Source organism: Pseudomonas sp. MWU349, assembly GCF_017947325.1.
Classification (GTDB): Bacteria; Pseudomonadota; Gammaproteobacteria; order Pseudomonadales; family Pseudomonadaceae; genus Aquipseudomonas; species Aquipseudomonas protegens.
This window is the reverse complement of record NZ_JAFEVP010000002.1, coordinates 639226-657289: the sequence shown is the minus strand read 5'-3', so window position 1 is coordinate 657289 and position 18064 is coordinate 639226. Positions and strand designations below refer to the sequence as shown.

Sequence of the window (18064 nt, the reverse complement as noted above, 5' to 3'; positions counted from 1 at the left end):
GTGATTCATTTCCTCGAAGGCGGTCGGTTTAAGGTCCAGGGGCCGGCCCAGGCCCGTTTTGCGGCCAGCAGCGCACCCAGCAGGATAAAACCGCCGGGGGCGAGAGTCAGCAGGCGCAGCCCCCCATGTGGCAGCACGACCCAGCCGTTGCCGGCATCCGGCTGGCCGACAAGCCAGCCCAGATGGCTGCCCAGCGTACCAGCGCCCAGCAGCTCGCGCAGGGCACCCAGGCCGATCAGGGCGCCACAGAAAGCGCCGGCCAGGCGCAGTCGGTTGCGGTGCTGGAAGAAGCCCGCCTGTTCCAGTACCACGCATTGCAGGGCCAGCAGGCCCAGGTACAGGCTCAATTGCTGGTGCAGCTCATAACTCCAGGCCTGCAGCGCCAGCCACAGGCAACTGCCCAGGCTGGCGCTGAGCAGCAGGCTGGCCAGCCAGTGGTGGCGGGCCTCGATGGGCGGACGCAGTAAGCGCATGCCTGCGCCGTAGAGGCCGATCAGCAATACCCAGGCCAGGGCCAGCCCGATGGCCTTGACCCAGGAATCCGTAGCCCCGATCAGGGGCGGCAGCATCAGCAGCCCCGGCAATGACAGCGGCTTATTCATGAGGCGCTCCAGGGAGCAGTTGTCCGCGGTGTTCGTCGAAGTAGCGCAAGGCATCATGCAAGGCATTGATCACCGCACGGGAAGTGATGGTGGCGCCGGCAATCTGATCGAACTGCCCGTTGTCCTTTTTCAAGGCCCAGGCGCTGTCGCCCGGATCATTGCGGGATTTTCCTGAAAAGCCCTGGAGCCAGGCATTGGGCCAGCCGGCGATACGCGCTCCCAGCCCTGGAGTCTCATCCTGCCGGAGGGTCTTGCTGCCCAGCAGGCGCCCCTGGGGGTCGATAGCAATCAGCAACTCGATGGGGCCGGCGTAGCCTGTGACCTGGCTGCGCAGCAGCACGGCGCTGGGCCGGCCATCGCGGGTGGCCAGGTAGCCATCGAGCAGGCGACTGTTGCTCAGTTGCCCATCGGGCAGGGGCACTGGCTGGTCCAGGGGCTGGTTGTCATAGCTACCGGCGGGCAGCACATCCAGCAGCCTGCGTGCCTGCAGGGCCCGTTGTTCGGCTTCGATGCGTGGAGTGGCGGCATCTTGCAGCCACAGGGTGGCACCGATGCCCACGGCACCGAGCAACATCAACAGCAACAGGCTGCGAGCCCCTTTCATAATGGGCGCTCCAGCCGTTTTTCGGAGCTCAGGCGCTCCAGGGCCGGTACCGCCAGGTTCATTAGCAGCACGGCGAATGCGAGCCCGTCGGGGTAGCCACCCCAGGTGCGGATCAGGTAGGTGAGCAGGCCAACGCCAACGCCAAACAGCAGTCGGGCCTTGGCGGCCTTGGGGCCGGACACCGGCTCGGTGACGATAAAGAACGCGCCGAGCATGCTGGCGCCGCTGAGCAGATGGAACAGCGGGGAACCGTGGGAGTCGGAGCCGCTGCCGTTCCAGCACAGCAGGCTGATCAGCAACAGGCTGCCAAGCATGCCCACGGGCGCTTGCCAGCTGATGACCCGCTGTTGCAGCAGAAACAGGCCGCCAGCCAGAAATCCCAGGTTGACCCATTCGGCACCACGGCCGCCGAAGTGACCGAAGGCGGGGTTGCCGGCAAAGAGTTCATCGACGGTCAGGCTCTTGTTGATCCGCAGGCTGTCCAGCGCCGTGGCCTGGGCCCAGGCGTCCGGGGGCGGGTTGCCTCTCAGGCCGAATACCTGTTGCAGCCCGCCGAGCAGATCCAGGGCATGGGGCGCGGGCCAGTGAGTCATGGATTGCGGGAAGCACAGCAGGGCCAGCGCATAGCCCAGCATGGCCGGGTTGAAGGGGTTCTGGCCGACACCGCCGTATACCTGCTTGCCCAAGAGCACGGCGCTGGCGGCAGCGCTCAGCGGCAGCCACCAAGGGCAATAGGGTGGCAGGGCCAGGGCCAGCAAGGTGGCACTGACCAACGCACTGCCATCGCTGAGGGCAGGTTGCAGCGGACGCCGCCGCAGGAACAGCACCCAGGCTTCCATGGCCAGGGCGCCACTGGCTGTCAGCAGTAGATTCAGCAGTGGCCCCCAGGCATACAACCACAGCAGTACCAGCAGCCCCGGCAGCGTAGCCAGCAGCACGCGCTGCATGGCCTGGCGCAGGCGCGGGTCGACTGTTTCAGGGCTCGTCATGGGCGTTTACCTGGCGCTCGGCTTCGCTCAGGCGGGCTTGGGCCTGGGCCAGTTGTTCGCTGCTGGTATCGGTCTGGCGTTGCAGTTTGCTCAGTTCGGCGCGGGCGTAGGCCAGCTCGGTCTTCAGTTGTCGCAGTTGTGGTGCGATCGGGCGTTTCTCGATCCGCTCCAGTACTGGGGCCGGTTTGCCACTGGCGTCTTCCGCGGCGTGCAGCGCCAGTTCGGCGTCCGCCAGGGCGGCAGCCAGGGTTTGCAGTTCGGCTTCGGGGGCTGCTGCGGCCTGGGCTTTTTTCAGTTCGGCGCGGCGCATCGCCAACTGGATCTTGGCTCGCTTGAGGTCGGCATCCCGGGCCACCGGCATGGCCGGTGGAGGCGCCTGGGCTTCCAGTTGGGCCAGTGCCTGCTCGGCCACTTCGAACTGACGCTGCAGGATGATCAACTGCGATTGCTGCTCGAAGGTCGGCGGATGACCGAAGGCCTTGAGGGATTTGTGCAACTGGGCGCGACTCATGGCCAGCTCGATCTTGGCCTTTTTCAAGGCGGCATCGGCCGCCGCGGCTTTCTGTGCGCGGACCCGCTCGATAGCCGACTGAACCGGGTCCTGGCTGGCGTCGTTGGCCTGGCTGGCGCGCTGGGCCCTGGCCTGACGTTCGGCCAGGCGCCGGGCCTCTTCGCGCTGCAAGCGATCATTGCGCTGCTCGAAGCGGCGCCGGGCGTGATCGCGTTTGGCGGCGCGAGCCTGCAACTGCTCGGCGCTGCTGGCCAGGCCGCCGACAATCGGCAGCACTCGGGCCATGGGCAACGGCAGCATGTCGATGCAATCCACCGGGCAGGGCGCCACACAGAGGTCGCAGCCGGTGCATTCGTCGATCAATACGCTGTGCATGAGCTTCGCCGCGCCGACGATGGCGTCCACCGGGCAGGCCTGGATGCACTTGGTGCAGCCGATGCATTCGGCCTCGCGGATATGGGCGATCTGCGCTGGGGCCTCGCCACGGCTGTGGTCCAGTTCCACCACCGGCAACTGGAGCAGTTGTGCCAGGCCGGCGATGGTTTCCTGGCCCCCGGGCGGACACTTGTTGATGGCCTCGCCACGGGCGATGCCCTGGGCGTAGGGTTTGCATCCAGCGTGGCCGCACTTGCCGCATTGGGTCTGGGGCAGAAGGGCGTCGATGCGTTGAATCAGACTCATGTCTTGAGCAGTCCGTTGAAGCCGAAAAACGCCACTGCCAGCAGGCCGGCGCTGATCAGGTCGATCGGCAGGCCTTGCCAGGGCAGGGGAATGTCGTTGGTGGAAATACGCTGGCGCAGGTCATTGACCAGGCTCAGTACCAACCAGAAGCCCAGCCCGGCACCCAGGCTCATGGCGCCGAGGGTCGCCAGCCCAAGGTTTTCCCCGCTGGCGATCAATAACAGGCCGAGCATCCCGGCATTGGCCAGCAACAGGGGCCAGAGGCCATCGAATGGCAAACCGGGCAGGGCCCGGGCCAGCCAGTGTAGCGCCGGTCTGATCAGCAGCACGCTCAGGGACAGCCAGGCAAACAGCTGCAAGGACTGCAGCCCCCAGGGCACCAGCACGCCACGATAGAGGGCATGGCCGAGTACGCAGCTGACCAGCATCAAGACCGTCGTTGCCAGGCCCAGCGCATGGATCCGAAGCCGAGCGCTATCGGCTGGGGCCTGCAGCAGCGGGTCGACGCCCAGCGGCCACTGCAACACGAAGTTGTTGATCAGGGCAGTGCTGACAAGGACGAGGAGGAAGTCGGTCATGGTCGGGGCCGGTACGGGCAGGCTGTCCTTCAAGAGTAGGCAAACTCCAGCGTCGGCGCAGGGCCCGCCAGATATGCAAATCCCCCCGCTGCGCCGGGCGCAACGGGGGGATGAGGTCCAGCCTGCAGCCTTACTTGATCCGCTGGCCGGGCTTGGCGCCGCTGTCCGGGCTCAGCAGGTAGATTTCTTCACCGCCAGGGCCGGCAGCCATCACCATGCCTTCGGAGATGCCGAACTTCATTTTCCGTGGCTTGAGGTTGGCGATCATCATGGTTAGGCGACCATCGAGCTTGGACGGATCAGGGTAGGCGCTCTTGATGCCGGAGAACACGTTGCGCTGTTCGTCGCCGATATCCAGGGTCAGGCGCAGCAGCTTGTCGGCACCCTCCACGGCTTCGGCCTTGACGATCAGGGCGACACGCAGGTCGATGGCGGCAAAGGTATCGAAGTCGATTTCCGCGGACAGCGGGTCCTTCACCAGTTCACCGTTGCCTTTAGGGCCACCGGTGTCGGTCTGGCTGGCGGCCAGGTCTTCCTTGGAGGCATCGGTCATGGCTTGCACTTTTACCGGGTCGATCCGCGTCATCAGCGGCTTGAATTCGTTGAGCTGATGGTTGGCCAGCAGTTGCTGGTGGTCGTTCCAGGTCAGCGGGGCCACGTTGAGGAAGGCCTCGGCATCGGCAGCCAGCAGTGGCAGCACCGGCTTGAGGAAGATCACCAACTGGCGGAACAGGTTGATGCCGGTGGCGCAGATGGCCTGGACTTCATCCTGCTTGCCTTCCTGCTTGTTCAGCGACCATGGAGCCTTGTCGGCGATCCAGGCGTTGGCGCGGTCGGCCAGGCCCATGATCTCGCGCATGGCGCGGGCGAAGTCACGGGCTTCATAGGCGTCGGCGATGCTTGGCGCCGCGGCCAGGAAAGCCTCGGTCAGCTCGGGGGCGGCACTGCTGTCCACCATCACCCCGGCATTGCCCTTGTGGATGAAGCCGGCGCAACGGCTGGCGATGTTCACCACCTTGCCCACCAGGTCGGAGTTGACCTTCTGCACGAAGTCTTCGAGGTTCAGGTCCAGGTCGTCGACACCCCGGCCCAGCTTGGAGGCGTAGTAGTAGCGCAGGTATTCCGGCGACAGGTGCTCCAGGTAGGTGCGGGCCTTGATGAAGGTGCCACGGGACTTGGACATCTTCTGGCCGTTGACCGTCAGGTAGCCGTGCACGTTGATGCCGGTCGGCTTGCGGTAGCCGGCGCCTTCGAGCATGGCAGGCCAGAACAGGGCGTGGAAGTTGACGATGTCCTTGCCGATGAAGTGATACAGCTCGGCGGTGGAGTCCTTGCCCCAGAAGGCGTCGAAATCCAGTTCCGGACGACGGCTGCAGAGGTTCTTGAAGCTGGCCATGTAGCCGATCGGCGCGTCCAGCCACACATAGAAGTACTTGCCCGGTTCATCCGGGATCTCGAAGCCGAAGTACGGTGCATCGCGAGAGATGTCCCACTGCTGCAGGCCGGCGTCCAGCCACTCGGCGATCTTGTTGGCCACGGCGTCTTGCAGGGTGCCGCTGCGGGTCCAGCTCTGCAGCATCTGCTGGAAGTCCGGCAGCTTGAAGAAGAAGTGCTGGGAATCCTTGAGCACCGGAGTGGCGCCGGAGATTGCCGACTTCGGATCCTTCAGGTCGGTGGGGGCATAGGTGGCGCCGCATTTTTCGCAGTTGTCGCCGTACTGGTCCTCGGTGCCGCATTTCGGGCAGGTGCCCTTGATGAAGCGGTCGGCCAGGAACATTTTCTTTTCCGGGTCGAAATACTGGGTGATGGAGCGCGTGGCGATGTGCCCGGCGTCCCGCAGCTTGAGGTAGATCTGGCTCGACAGCTCACGGTTTTCTTCGGCGTGAGTGGAGTGGAAGTTGTCGAAATCCACCAGGAACTCGGCAAAATCGGCGCAGTGTTCAGCCTGCACGTTGGCGATCAACTGCTCCGGGGTGATGCCTTCCTTCTCCGCGCGCAACATGATGGCCGAGCCGTGTGCGTCGTCCGCGCAGACATAGATGCATTGGTTGCCGCGTAGCTTCTGGAAGCGCACCCACATGTCGGTCTGGATGTACTCAAGCATGTGGCCAAGGTGGATGGAACCATTGGCATAGGGCAGGGCGCTGGTGACGAGGATCTTGCGTGGCTCGGACATGGGGCTCGGCTACTTGATGAAACGGAGGTCGGCCACTATAAAGCGCCGGCGCGGAATTTTCACCCTTCCAGGCACATTGTGCGCAGCAAGCTTTCTCGCCACGAAGGAGTCGGCGGCGTAGGATAGCCGGCTGATTTTCCTGTCTTGTTATCGGAGTTGCCCATGAGCGCCGTCAATCGCGCAGCGGTGGAAGCCGTCCTTCGTCAATACACCGACCCATACCTGAACCAGGACCCGGTCAGCGCCGGCTGCGTGCGGGACATCGAGGTCCAGGGCGACCGGGTCACGGTCCGCATGGAACTGGGTTATGCCGCCGGCCTGTTCAAGAGCGGCTGGGCGCAGATGCTGCAACTGGCCATCGAAGGCCTGGACGGCGTGAGCTCGGCCAAGGTCGAGATCAGCAGCGTCATTGCCGCGCACAAGGCCCAGGCGCAGATCCCGGGCCTGGCCAACGTCAAGAACGTGGTGGCGGTGGCTTCCGGCAAGGGCGGTGTGGGCAAGTCCACCACCGCGGCCAACCTGGCCCTGGCCCTGGCCCGCGAAGGCGCCAAGGTGGGGATTCTCGACGCCGACATCTATGGCCCGAGCCAGGGCATCATGTTCGGCATCGCCGAAGGCACCCGGCCGAAGATCAAGGACCAGAAGTGGTTCGTGCCGATCGAGTCCCACGGCGTGGAAGTCATGTCCATGGCCTTCCTCACCGATGACAACACGCCGATGGTCTGGCGCGGGCCGATGGTCTCCGGGGCCTTGCTGCAACTGGTGACCCAGACCGACTGGGGCAACCTGGACTACCTGGTGATCGACATGCCGCCAGGCACCGGCGACATCCAACTGACCCTGGCGCAGAAAGTCCCGGTGGCCGGTGCGGTGATCGTCACCACGCCCCAGGACCTGGCGCTGCTGGATGCGCGCAAGGGTGTGGAGATGTTCCGCAAGGTCAACATTCCGGTGCTGGGCGTGGTGGAGAACATGGCGGTGCACATCTGCTCCAACTGTGGCCATGCCGAGCACCTGTTTGGCGAAGGCGGCGGCGAGAAGCTGGCCAGCCAGTACGATGTCGAGCTGCTGGCCTCGCTGCCGCTGTCGATGCTGATCCGCGAGCAGGCCGACGGCGGCAAGCCGACGGTGATCGCCGAGCCGGAAAGCCAGATCGCCATGGTCTACCAGGAGTTGGCACGGCATGTGGGCGCGCGCATTGTCTTGCAAGAAGCGGCCGCCCCGGCGATGCCCAACATCACCATCAGCGACGACTGAAGCCCCAGGCGGGTGAGTCATGCAGGAGCCGGCTTGCCGGCGAAGGCGTCCTCAAGATCGCTTTCGTCGGCAAGCCGGCTCCTACCGTTGCGACGGCAGGATCAGACCCGCAGGCCACCATCCAATTCTAGGATGCGCCCGGTGTAGTAGTCGTTCTCGAAGATATAGGCCGCCGAGTGGGCGATCTCTTCCGGCTTGCCCATGCGCTTGAGGGGAATACCGGCAGTCATCTTCTCCAGGGCCTCGGGCTTCATGCCCAGGGTCATCTCGGTTTCGATAAAACCCGGGGCAATACCGGCCACGCGGATGCCATAGCGCGCCAGTTCCTTGGCCCAGGTCACGGTGGCCGCTGCGACCCCGGCCTTGGCCGCGGAATAGTTGGTCTGGCCAATATTGCCGGCGCGGGAGATCGACGAGATGTTGATGATCGTGCCGTTGTTGTTCAGCTCGATCATTTTTGCCGCCACTTCCCGGGTACAGAGGAAGACCCCGGTCAGGTTGACGTCGATCACCGCCTGCCACTGGGCCAGGCTCATCTTGGTCATCTGGCCGTCCTTGACCTTGACCAGCAGGCCGTCGCGCAGGATTCCGGCATTGTTGATCAGGCCGTGGATGGCGCCGAAGTCCTCGGCCACCTGGGCCACCATGTGGTTCACCTGTTCTTCATTGGCGACGTTGCACAGATAGGCACGGGCTTCGACGCCGAGCGCCTTGCATGCCGCAACCGCCTGGTCGAGTTTTTCCTGGTTCAGATCGACCAATGCCAGCCGCGCGCCCTTGGCCGCGAAATACTCGGCCATGGAGCGGCCCAGACCTTGGCAACCGCCGGTGATAATGATTACTTTGTCAGTGAGTTGCATTCGCATGTCCCGCTAGCTGATCTTGAGGGGAGTCCTTTTCGGGAACCCTCGCTCGGCGGCCGGACCTGGCCTGGCTGCAGATGAGAATTGCCCTGTTGGCGTAGCTGGAACAATGCTCCAGGCGCCCGTCCGTTTTCGACGGATTCTACATAAGGAGTCATAAAGTGAGCGTTGAAGCTGCCAAGAATGCACGAGAACTGCTGCTCAAGGAATATCGCGGGGTGTTGTCCACTCACTCCAAGGCCATGCCGGGATTTCCCTTCGGGTCCGTGGTGCCCTATTGCCTGGACGCCGAGGGCCGGCCGCTGATCCTGATCAGCCGTATCGCCCAGCACACCCACAACCTGCAGAAGGATCCCAAGTGTTCGCTGCTGGTGGGCGAGCGCGATGCCGACGACGTGCAGGCAGTCGGTCGCCTGACCTACCTGGCCGAGGCTGAGAAGCTCGAGGACGAGGCCGCCATCGACGCCGCAGCCGAGCGTTACTACCGTTACTTTCCCGAGTCGCAGAACTACCACAAGGCCCACGATTTCGATTTCTGGGTGCTCAAGCCGGTACGCCACCGCTACATCGGCGGCTTCGGGGCGATCCACTGGGTCGACCAACTGACCCTGGCCAACCCCTTCGCCGGAAAGGCCGAGCTGAGCATGGTGGAACACATGAACAGCGACCATGCCAAGGCCATTGCCCACTATGTCCAGTTGACCGGGTTGCCGGACAACGCGCCGGCGCAAATGGCGGGGATCGATACCGAAGGCATGCACCTGCGCATCGGCCAGGCCTTGTATTGGCTGCCCTTCCAGGCGCCTTGCAATACGCCGACACAAGTACGCGAGGCCCTGGTTTTCCTGGCCCGAGCTGATCAATGGCCGAAAAATCCGCCCCTGGGTGCTTGAATTCACGAATTGGCGACGTCATTTACGGTCTACTGGAAGGCATTCTTCCGCAGAGGAAACCATTTGATGCGCCCTTTTCTGTTGCTCTTTTTACTGTTCCCGGTGCTTGAGCTGTTCGTCTTCGTCAAGGTCAGCGCGGCCATCGGGTTTTTCCCGGCGCTGCTGCTGATGATCCTCGGTTCGATGCTCGGTGTGCTGGTGTTGCGCGTGGCCGGTCTGGCCACGGCTCTGCGTGCCCGTGAAAGCCTCAATCGCGGTGAGCTGCCGGCCCAGCAAATGCTCGAGGGCCTGATGCTGGCCCTGGGTGGTGGTCTGCTGATCCTGCCGGGTTTCATCAGCGATGTGTTCGGTCTGCTGATGCTGTTGCCGATCAGCCGTCGCCTGCTGGCCAATAAAATGCGCCAGCGTGCCGAGGAGCAGGCCCTGCGCCAGCGCGCCTTTGCCGACGACATGCGTGCCGCCCAAGGCGGCGCTGCACCCCAGCAGCCGCTGGGCCGCGAGCCCAACGTGATCGAAGGCGAATTCGAGCATCGCGACTCCTGAGTCAGAAACTCTAGGCACACGGCACCTTCGGGTGCCGTGTTCGTTTTGGCGCCAGCGATGTAAAAAATTTCATCGACCACCCCTTGTAATAACCTTATGCGCCCTTATGTAACGGTCACCGCAAGGTTTCTGGTGCTGACACCAGACAGACTTCCGCGGCTCGCTTGTCGAGTCGCACCCGGCAAAGCCGGATTTGCTAACCCGCCGGTATCGACACCGGCCGTTGAAAACCACAATTAGGAGAGATCGACAATGAAGCTTCGTCCTCTGCATGACCGCGTCGTCATCCGTCGCAGCGAAGAAGAATCGAAAACTGCCGGCGGTATCGTTCTGCCTGGTTCGGCCGCTGAAAAACCTAACCGTGGCGAAATCGTCGCTGTAGGTACCGGCCGTGTGCTGGACAACGGTGAAGTACGTGCGCTGGCCGTGAAAGTGGGTGACAAAGTGGTGTTTGGCCCGTACTCCGGCAGCAACACCGTGAAAGTCGATGGCGAAGATCTGCTGGTAATGGCCGAGAACGAGATTCTCGCTGTTATCGAAGGCTGATTTCCCGCGTATTTTCCCGCTACTACACAGTATTTAAGGAATATCGATCATGGCTGCTAAAGAAGTTAAATTCGGCGATTCCGCCCGCAAGAAAATGCTCACTGGTGTCAACGTTCTGGCTGACGCAGTAAAAGCGACCCTGGGCCCGAAAGGCCGTAACGTGATCATCGAGAAGAGCTTCGGCGCTCCGACCATCACCAAGGACGGCGTTTCCGTTGCCAAAGAAATCGAGCTGAAAGACCGCTTCGAAAACATGGGCGCGCAGCTGGTCAAAGACGTTGCCTCCCGTGCCAACGATGACGCTGGCGACGGCACCACCACCGCTACCGTTCTGGCTCAGTCGATCGTCAACGAAGGCCTGAAAGCCGTCGCTGCCGGCATGAACCCGATGGACCTGAAACGCGGTATCGACAAGGCGACCATCGCCATCGTCAAAGAACTGAAGGGTCTGTCCAAGCCATGCGCTGACTCCAAAGCCATCGCTCAGGTCGGCACCATCTCCGCCAACTCCGACAACTCCATCGGCGACATCATTGCCGAAGCCATGGAAAAAGTCGGTAAAGAAGGCGTGATCACCGTTGAAGAAGGCTCGGGCCTGGAAAACGAACTGTCTGTCGTAGAAGGCATGCAATTCGACCGCGGCTACCTGTCCCCTTACTTCATCAACAAGCCGGACACCATGGTCGCCGAACTCGACGGCCCGCTGATCCTGCTGGTGGACAAGAAGATCTCCAACATCCGCGAAATGCTGCCAGTGCTGGAAGCCGTTGCCAAAGCCGGCCGCCCACTGCTGATCGTGGCTGAAGACGTTGAAGGCGAAGCCCTGGCGACTCTGGTCGTGAACAACATGCGTGGCATCGTCAAAGTCGCTGCCGTCAAGGCACCAGGCTTCGGCGACCGTCGCAAGGCCATGCTGCAGGACATCGCCGTTCTGACCGGCGGTACCGTCATCTCCGAAGAGATCGGCCTGAGCCTGGAAAGCACCACCCTGGAGCACCTGGGTAACGCCAAGCGCGTGATCCTGTCCAAAGAAAACACCACCATCATCGACGGTGCTGGCGTTGAAGCGGACATCCAGGCTCGTGTGACTCAGATCCGTCAACAAGTGGCCGACACTTCGTCCGACTACGACCGTGAAAAACTGCAAGAGCGCCTGGCCAAGCTGTCCGGCGGCGTTGCAGTGATCAAGGTTGGTGCTGGCTCCGAAGTGGAAATGAAAGAGAAGAAGGCCCGCGTTGAAGACGCCCTGCACGCTACCCGTGCAGCCGTTGAAGAAGGCGTGGTACCTGGCGGTGGCGTAGCCCTGATCCGTGCTCTGCAAGGCATCAAGGACCTCAAAGGCGACAACGCCGACCAGGACGTGGGTATCGCTGTTCTGCGTCGCGCGATCGAAGCTCCACTGCGTCAGATCGTTGCCAACTCCGGTGACGAGCCAAGCGTTGTCGTGGACAAGGTCAAGCAGGGTGCCGGCAACTTCGGCTACAACGCTGCTACCAGCGAATACGGCGACATGATCGAAATGGGCATCCTGGATCCAACCAAGGTAACCCGTTCCGCGCTGCAAGCCGCATCGTCCATCGGCGGTCTGATCCTGACCACCGAAGCCGCTGTTGCTGAAATCGTGGAAGACAAGCCTGCAGCTGGCGGCATGCCAGACATGGGCGGCATGGGTGGCATGGGCGGCATGATGTAAGCCAGCCTTACCCCCGTACTAAAAAGCCCCGCCGGTGAAAGCCGGCGGGGCTTTTTTATTGCTGGGATATGGAGGCGGGGCCTGGACCTTCACGGACAAGCCCGCTCCACTTCTGTAGGAGCGGGCTTGCCCGCGAACGACCTCAGCGCTGGCTCATTTCATCCGCCGCTGCCTTGGGCACCTTCCAGTCCAGCAACTGCTGCTTGAAGCCATAACTGGCGCTTTGGTAATAGCTGATGCCGCGCTGGATCAAAGGATCGCTGTCCGGTACCCGGGATTCCTGGCTGGCGCCCAGGGCCTGGTCATGCCGGCGCAACCCCTGGCGCGGGCTGAGAATTGCCAGGTCCTGGCCGTCGAACAGGCCCAGGTGTTGATAGTTGCCCACCAGCACCCGGGGTGGCAGGGGGTTGTCCTGCAGCAGGTTGCGTCCGAAGAAGGTCGATTCGTAGTCCAGGTTCAACAGGCCCAGCAGGGTTGGCGCCAAGTCGATCTGGCTGGCCAGTTGTGCACTTTCCCGCGCTGGAACCAGCTTGGGAGCGTAGATGAACAACGGAATCTGATAGTTGCTGATGGGCAGGTCTTCCTTGCCCGCGCTGCCTGCGGTGTGGTCGGCGACAAACACGAAAATGGTGTTGTCGAACCAGGGCTTCTGGCGGGCAACCTTGAGGAACTCGCCAATGGCGTAGTCGGTGTATTTCACCGCGCCATCCCGGCCCTTGCCGGACTTGATGTCGATCCGGCCATCGGGATAGGTGTAAGGGCGATGGTTGGAGGTGGTCATCAGTTGCAACAGGAAGGGCCGCTGCTGCGCGTAGTCGGCGTCCGCCAGCTTCAGGGTCTGGGTGTAAAGGTCTTCGTCGGCCATGCCCCAGGCGTTCTTGAAGTGGATCTCGGATTCCTCGACGCTGCTCTGGTCCACCACACGGTAGCCGTTGCCACTGAAGAAGGCATTCATGTTGTCGAAGTAACCCCGGCCGCCATAGACAAACACACTGTCGTAACCCACGGCACGCAGTTGCTGGCCAAGGCTGGCGAAACCACTTTCACGTCCGATGCGCTTGACGATGGAGCGACCTGGAGTGGGGGGGATTGCCAGGGTGATGGCTTCCAGGCCGCGGTCGGTGCGGGTACCGGTGGCGTAGAAGTTGTTGAAGTACAGGCTCTGTGCGCGCAACGCATCCAGGTTGGGCGTCAGGTTGCGGTCGTCGCCGTTGCTGCCCATGTATTTGGCGCTGAAGCTTTCTATGGTCACCAGGACGATGTTGGGAGTGCGTGGAGTTCCCGGGTTGTCGATGACACGTCGGATATCCAGCGGGTCCTTGCCGATGAAGCGGGCATTGGGCTCATTGAGTTCGGCACGCATCTGACGGGCCACCACATCGGCGGGCAGGCTGCGATAGAACTGCTGGTAGTCCAGTTCGTTGTTACGAAAGGCGGCAAAGAACTGATAAGGGCCGTTACTTGCCAGTTCGTTCTGATAGGCATTGCCACCCTGGCTGCGCGGGCTGTCCTGGCTGAGCAATTGCAGGCTGGCGCCGGCCACCAGCAGCAAGCCGAGGGCACTGAGCAGGCGGCCGCGCAGGGGCGGCAAGGGTGCATCCAGCGCAGCCTTCAGGGGCTTGCGCAGGGCCAGGCTCAGGCAGATTGCCGCCAGGGCCAGCAGGCTCATGTACAGGCCGATCGGGTAGGACTCGAGAATGTTGTGGAGGACCTCGTCGGAGTACACCAGGTAATCGACGGCGATGAAGTTGAAGCGCACGCCGAACTCATCCCAGAACAGCCACTCCGCCACGGCCGTGAACAGCATGGCGAACAGGCTCAGGCTGAACAGGCCCTGCAACAGCCAGCGGTGGCCGCGCCGACGCCACAGGGCGGGTGGGCAGAGCAGCAGGTACAGGCCCAGGGGCAGGGCGGCATAGGCCAGGAAACCCAGGTCGTAGAGTAGGCCGACGCCAAACAGCGGCAGCCAGCCGCTACCGGCTTCGTTGAGGTGGGTGAGCAGCAAAATGCCGCGGGTCAGCAGGAAAATCGCCAGCCAGGTGCTGGTCAGCAGCAGCACGAAACGCGCTGGAGCTGTCTTGAGAAGATCCATCAGAGGGTGTTCCTTGGGGGCAAATGGTCCGCAGTCTGAGGTTGTCCCTGTAGTCAGCTTGTGAACCGCTGGTGAAAATATTGTTAAGCCCCGAGGCTCGGCAGAACTCTGCCGGGCGCTGGCGACAAGGCTGGCGGCGAACCGGACTTGGCCTTAAGCTGCGCGAGCCAAGATGGCCGTAACTGTGTACGGAGAGAGTGCCGATGCGAATTCTACTGGTTGAAGACAACCGCGATATTCTCGCCAACCTGGCTGACTACCTGGGGCTCAAGGGCTATACCGTGGATTGCGCCCAGGATGGCCTGTCCGGGTTGCACCTGGCGGCCACCGAGCATTACGACCTGATCGTGCTCGATATCATGCTGCCGGGAATCGATGGCTATACCCTGTGCAAGCGCCTGCGCGAAGACGCCCGGCGTGATACTCCAGTAATCATGCTCACCGCCCGCGATCAGCTCGACGACCGCCTTCAGGGCTTCAAGTCCGGGGCTGATGACTACCTGCTCAAGCCTTTCGCGCTCTCGGAACTGGCGGCGCGTATCGAGGCGGTGATGCGCCGTTCCCAGGGGGGTGGTCGTCGGGCGCTGCAGGTTGGCGATCTGAGCTACGACCTCGATACCCTGGAGGTCACCCGCGAAGGCCGCTTGCTCAAGCTCAACCCGGTGGGGCTCAAGCTGCTGGCGGTGCTGATGCAGAAAAGCCCCCATGTGCTGCGTCGGGAGATCCTCGAAGAAGCCCTGTGGGGCGACGACTGCCCGGACAGCGACAGCCTGCGCAGCCACGTTCACCAATTGCGCCAGGTGATCGACAAACCGTTCGCCAAGCCACTGCTGCACACCGTGCACGGTGTTGGGTACCGCCTGGCCGAGGGCCGTGATGGAGTTTAAGCAGAGCCTTGCCCAGCGCATCATCATCGCCTTTGCGTTGATGAGCGCACTGGTAGCGGGGGCGTTCGCCATGGGCATCGTGGCGACGGTGCACCTGGTGGAGGAGAAACTCATCTCCGCTGGCCTGGGCGGTGATCTGCAACGCCTGTTGTTGATGGATGATGTCAGCGATTGGCGGCATCGTCCCGAGCCCGACCAGTTGTTCTACTACAGTGGCGGGCGCGGCGACTTCGAGCTGCCCAAGGATTTGCGCCATCTGGATCCGGGCTTCCATGAAGTGTTCCGTGAACAGCTGTCGTATCACGCGATGGTCGAAGTGGTGGACGGTCGACGCTATGTGCTGCTGCAGGACCAGAGCGATTTTGAAGAGCGTGAGCGGGTATTGTTCGCCGTGGTGCTGGTGGGCTTTGTCCTGAGCCTGGCGCTGGCGGTGTTTCTCGGCTGGGTCCTGGCTCGCCGGGTGATGGCGCCGGTGGTCCGCCTGGCCCGCCAGGTACGTCACCGGGACCAGTTGCTGGGGCTGGCCCCGCCCTTGGCGCCGGATTATGCCGCGGACGAGGTCGGCGAACTGGCCATCGCCTTTGACGCAACCCTGGGGCGCTTGCGCCAGGCCTTGAGCCGCGAGCGGCTGTTCACCAGTGACGTCAGTCATGAGCTGCGCACGCCATTGATGGTGCTGGCCACCTCCTGCGAACTGCTGCTGGAAAATCCTGGCCTGGATCACCGTGGCCGGGCCCAGGTCGAACGCATTGCCCGCGCCTGTGAAGAAATGCGCGAACTGGTTCAGACCTTCCTGATGTTGGCGCGGGCCCAGCGTGAAGACGCCAGCATGTCGCCGCAGTTGACCCTGAGCCAGGCGGCCAGTGACTTGATCGGGATCTGGAGCGAAGCCATCGAGGCCAAGGGAATCGAACTGATCTTCGAGCCGGGCACTCCGGGTGACAGTCGTTACAACGCGACCTTCCTGCATGCGGTGATGGGCAACCTGCTGCGCAATGCCCTGCATTACACCGAGCAGGGGTTCATTCGCCTGACCCTGCTGCCGGAAGGCTTCGTGGTAGAGGACAGCGGCGTGGGCATTCCCGAGGAAAAGCGCGAGGCGATGTTCCAGCCTTTCGTCCGCGGCGATGAAAAGCGTGGGGAAGGCCTGGGGCTGGGGCTGTCCCTGGTGCAGCGGATCTGTGAGAACCAGGGCTGGACTGTCAGCCTCACTACCATGACGCCCAATGGCTGTCGTTTTTACGTTCAGCTGAATTCGGCCAAGGCCTGACTCTTCTTTCCGGCCCTGTTTTACGGGGCCGGTCACTTGTCGTTTTTTCCTCTTAAGTGGCCCCAGGCCACTGTCCTCAGCCTGTAAAACCCTGAAATATTTCCTCGTTGGACGGTACGAAGTTTTCACAAAGGGATGACCTGTCGCTGACACGTCGCTGCTTAAGGTGGCGCCATCAGTTGCAGGAGACTTTGATGATGGCTACGCCGATCAAGCTGGAATTTTCCGACAAATACGATGCCCAACATGCCCAGGAATACCTGCTCAAGCATCAGGATGGCCTGGCGCGGCAGTTGTCTCACAAACGTGACGAACAATTGGCCCGTACTGCGCTGTCTCTGGCGGGAGAACCCGGGCTGGTGCTGGACCTGCCCTGCGGCGCCGGACGTTTCTGGCCGCTGCTGGCAGAAAAAACCAATCGAGTGATCATTGGCGCCGACAATTCGGCAGCTATGCTCAGTACCGCCACGGTGGCCCAGCCGGCCGATGTGGTAAAACGGGTACGGCCCTTGCAGACCTCTGCGTTTGCCATTGATTTGCCGGACAACGCCGTGGACTGCATTTTTTCCATGCGTTTATTGCACCACATAGGCCAGGCGGAGCACCGCATGGCGCTGCTACGGGAGTTCCAGCGGGTCAGCCGTGATAGCGTGATCATCTCGTTGTGGGTCGATGGCAACTTCAAGGCCTGGAAACGCAAGCGCATGGAGCGCAAACGCCAGGCTGAAGCCGGGCAGCAGGGTTACCAGAATCGTTTCGTGTTACCGGCGGCCACGGTCGAAGAAGAATTCAGGCAAGCCGGCTTTCGTGTCCAGGAACACCTGGACTTCTTTCCGCTCTACGCCATGTGGCGGGTCTACGTATTACGCAAGAGGTAAAAGGATGGCTGTTGAATGTGCTTCGGAACTGGATGCCGCGCCCACAGATTGCTTCGAATACTTCTGGAACAAACAAGGTGAATGGGTCGAGGAACCCAATCAGCGTCGAGGCGGCGAGAGCGGCGTCCAACGCATTCAAAGCAGTAGCGGCGGCCTGCTCTATGCCAAGCGGCAGATCGGGCACATTCATCGCAGTTGGTTGCACCCTTTCGGGCGACCGACGGTCCTGCGTGAGCGCGAAGCGCTGCAAGGCCTGCGCCTGCTGGACGTAGAGGTTCCGGAGCTGGTGTTCTGCGGGGCCCGACGTGGCCCGGATCGCCAATGGCAGGCGTTGCTGGTCACCGCAGCGCTGGAGGGCTTCATGGAGGTCGACAACTGGTATGCCGCCGGTGGGCGCGAGCGCCATGGTGAAGCCTTTCATGATCGTTTGTTGCAAGCAGTGGCTGCGACCCTGGCGCGCATGCACAAGGGGCGCTGGCAACATGGTTGCCTGTACGCCAAGCACGTTTTCGTACGAGTGGACGGCGAGGGCGAGCAGGCTCAGGTGCGAGTCGCACTGCTGGATTTCGAGAAATGCCGCCAGCGCTTGAGCAGTCGGCGGGCCGCAGCCCATGACCTCAAGCAACTGCGTCGCCATTCGTCGTGGAATGACGCGGACTGGCAAAAGCTCTACTACTTTTATAAGACGGTGTTTGGCAGCCCCATCAAAGGTTTATAGCGATGAAGCTAGAAATTGCACGAGGTTTGTTCCTGGCAGGAGCCTTGGCAGTCGCTTCTTTGGCCGTAGCTGCCTGGGAGCAGCCGCGCACGCAGGTCCTGAGCGCCCAGGGAGACGCCCACTGCCCGTTGCCGCGGGTGGCCAAAGCCTCTGTGGCGGTCAAGCCCGACCATGACTTGTTGCTGTTCATGTTCGGCATGGCTCAAGGTTTGAAACCCCAGAGTTGAAGCTTGTTCAGCCCCTAGAAAAAGGCCTCGCAATGCGAGGCCTTTTATTTGCCCGG

At 62.3% G+C, this 18064-nt stretch carries 18 protein-coding genes; 10 read left to right on the top strand and 8 right to left on the bottom strand.

What is annotated here, in order from left to right; genetic code table 11:
* Window positions 1-5 precede the first annotated feature (5 nt).
* From KCG88_RS10230 to metG, 6 genes are all read right to left on the bottom strand, one after another.
* Window positions 6-602 carry an Rnf-Nqr domain containing protein gene (locus KCG88_RS10230; RefSeq protein WP_210712325.1) on the bottom strand — a complete coding sequence of 199 codons (597 nt, stop codon included), beginning with the start codon at window positions 600-602 and terminating at the stop codon, window positions 6-8.
* Window positions 595-1206, bottom strand: a complete 612-nt coding sequence (locus KCG88_RS10225; RefSeq protein ID WP_047337671.1) for an RnfABCDGE type electron transport complex subunit G — start codon at window positions 1204-1206, stop codon at window positions 595-597. Before KCG88_RS10225 ends, KCG88_RS10230 begins: the two co-directional genes overlap by 8 nt.
* Window positions 1203-2195 (bottom strand): RnfABCDGE type electron transport complex subunit D, encoded by a 993-nt coding sequence (locus KCG88_RS10220; RefSeq protein ID WP_210712324.1) that lies wholly within the window; start codon window positions 2193-2195, stop codon window positions 1203-1205. The genes KCG88_RS10225 and KCG88_RS10220 overlap by 4 nt, the downstream gene beginning before the upstream one ends.
* The gene (locus tag KCG88_RS10215; RefSeq protein ID WP_210712323.1) at window positions 2182-3387 is read right to left on the bottom strand and encodes an RnfABCDGE type electron transport complex subunit B; all 1206 of its coding nucleotides are present in this window, start codon (window positions 3385-3387) and stop codon (window positions 2182-2184) included. The genes KCG88_RS10220 and KCG88_RS10215 overlap by 14 nt, the downstream gene beginning before the upstream one ends.
* A complete protein-coding gene (locus tag KCG88_RS10210; RefSeq protein ID WP_210712440.1) occupies window positions 3384-3965 on the bottom strand; it encodes an Rnf-Nqr domain containing protein in 582 nt (193 codons plus the stop codon). Before KCG88_RS10210 ends, KCG88_RS10215 begins: the two co-directional genes overlap by 4 nt.
* Before the next feature lie 130 nt (window positions 3966-4095).
* Entirely contained in the window at window positions 4096-6141 is a 2046-nt protein-coding gene (gene metG / locus KCG88_RS10205) for a methionine--tRNA ligase (protein ID WP_210712322.1), read from the bottom strand.
* Between the two features lie 162 nt (window positions 6142-6303).
* On the opposite strand from metG, the gene apbC reads away from it, so the two are divergent.
* Window positions 6304-7398, top strand: coding sequence for an iron-sulfur cluster carrier protein ApbC (gene apbC / locus KCG88_RS10200; protein WP_011063097.1), 1095 nt, complete (start codon window positions 6304-6306; stop codon window positions 7396-7398).
* A 101-nt stretch (window positions 7399-7499) separates the two neighbouring features.
* Here apbC and KCG88_RS10195 read toward each other — a convergent pair whose 3' ends face one another.
* Complete coding sequence (locus KCG88_RS10195) at window positions 7500-8258, bottom strand: SDR family oxidoreductase (protein ID WP_047288873.1); 759 nt, start codon at window positions 8256-8258, stop codon at window positions 7500-7502.
* 164 nt (window positions 8259-8422) lie between these two features.
* Between KCG88_RS10195 and KCG88_RS10190 the strand changes: the two genes are divergently transcribed.
* The 4 genes from KCG88_RS10190 (at window position 8423) to groL (ending at window position 11936) form a co-directional block, all read left to right on the top strand.
* Window positions 8423-9154: a HugZ family protein gene (locus KCG88_RS10190; protein ID WP_047337666.1), complete on the top strand. Its 732-nt coding sequence runs from the start codon at window positions 8423-8425 to the stop codon at window positions 9152-9154.
* 66 nt (window positions 9155-9220) lie between these two features.
* Window positions 9221-9697 carry an FxsA family protein gene (locus KCG88_RS10185; protein WP_210712321.1) on the top strand — a complete coding sequence of 159 codons (477 nt, stop codon included), beginning with the start codon at window positions 9221-9223 and terminating at the stop codon, window positions 9695-9697.
* Window positions 9698-9949: 252 nt separating this feature from the next.
* Window positions 9950-10243 (top strand): co-chaperone GroES, encoded by a 294-nt coding sequence (locus tag KCG88_RS10180; protein WP_011063093.1) that lies wholly within the window; start codon window positions 9950-9952, stop codon window positions 10241-10243.
* A gap of 49 nt (window positions 10244-10292) precedes the next feature.
* Window positions 10293-11936: a chaperonin GroEL gene (gene groL, locus KCG88_RS10175; protein ID WP_047288866.1), complete on the top strand. Its 1644-nt coding sequence runs from the start codon at window positions 10293-10295 to the stop codon at window positions 11934-11936.
* Between the two features lie 142 nt (window positions 11937-12078).
* Here the strand turns inward: groL and KCG88_RS10170 are convergent, their stop codons facing one another.
* Window positions 12079-14028 (bottom strand): LTA synthase family protein, encoded by a 1950-nt coding sequence (locus KCG88_RS10170; RefSeq protein ID WP_210712320.1) that lies wholly within the window; start codon window positions 14026-14028, stop codon window positions 12079-12081.
* Window positions 14029-14231: 203 nt separating this feature from the next.
* Between KCG88_RS10170 and colR the strand changes: the two genes are divergently transcribed.
* From colR to KCG88_RS10145, 5 genes are all read left to right on the top strand, one after another.
* A complete protein-coding gene (colR, locus tag KCG88_RS10165) occupies window positions 14232-14915 on the top strand; it encodes a two-component system response regulator ColR (protein ID WP_047288861.1) in 684 nt (227 codons plus the stop codon).
* On the top strand, window positions 14905-16185 hold the full coding sequence (locus KCG88_RS10160; RefSeq protein ID WP_047337664.1) for a HAMP domain-containing sensor histidine kinase: 1281 nt from the start codon (window positions 14905-14907) through the stop codon (window positions 16183-16185). Before colR ends, KCG88_RS10160 begins: the two co-directional genes overlap by 11 nt.
* 194 nt (window positions 16186-16379) lie before the next feature.
* A complete protein-coding gene (locus KCG88_RS10155; protein ID WP_199521999.1) occupies window positions 16380-17063 on the top strand; it encodes a class I SAM-dependent methyltransferase in 684 nt (227 codons plus the stop codon).
* Between the two features lie 4 nt (window positions 17064-17067).
* Window positions 17068-17781 carry a lipopolysaccharide kinase InaA family protein gene (locus tag KCG88_RS10150; RefSeq protein WP_047288855.1) on the top strand — a complete coding sequence of 238 codons (714 nt, stop codon included), beginning with the start codon at window positions 17068-17070 and terminating at the stop codon, window positions 17779-17781.
* Between the two features lie 2 nt (window positions 17782-17783).
* Window positions 17784-18008 (top strand): hypothetical protein, encoded by a 225-nt coding sequence (locus KCG88_RS10145; protein WP_041119677.1) that lies wholly within the window; start codon window positions 17784-17786, stop codon window positions 18006-18008.
* Window positions 18009-18064: the final 56 nt, after the last annotated feature.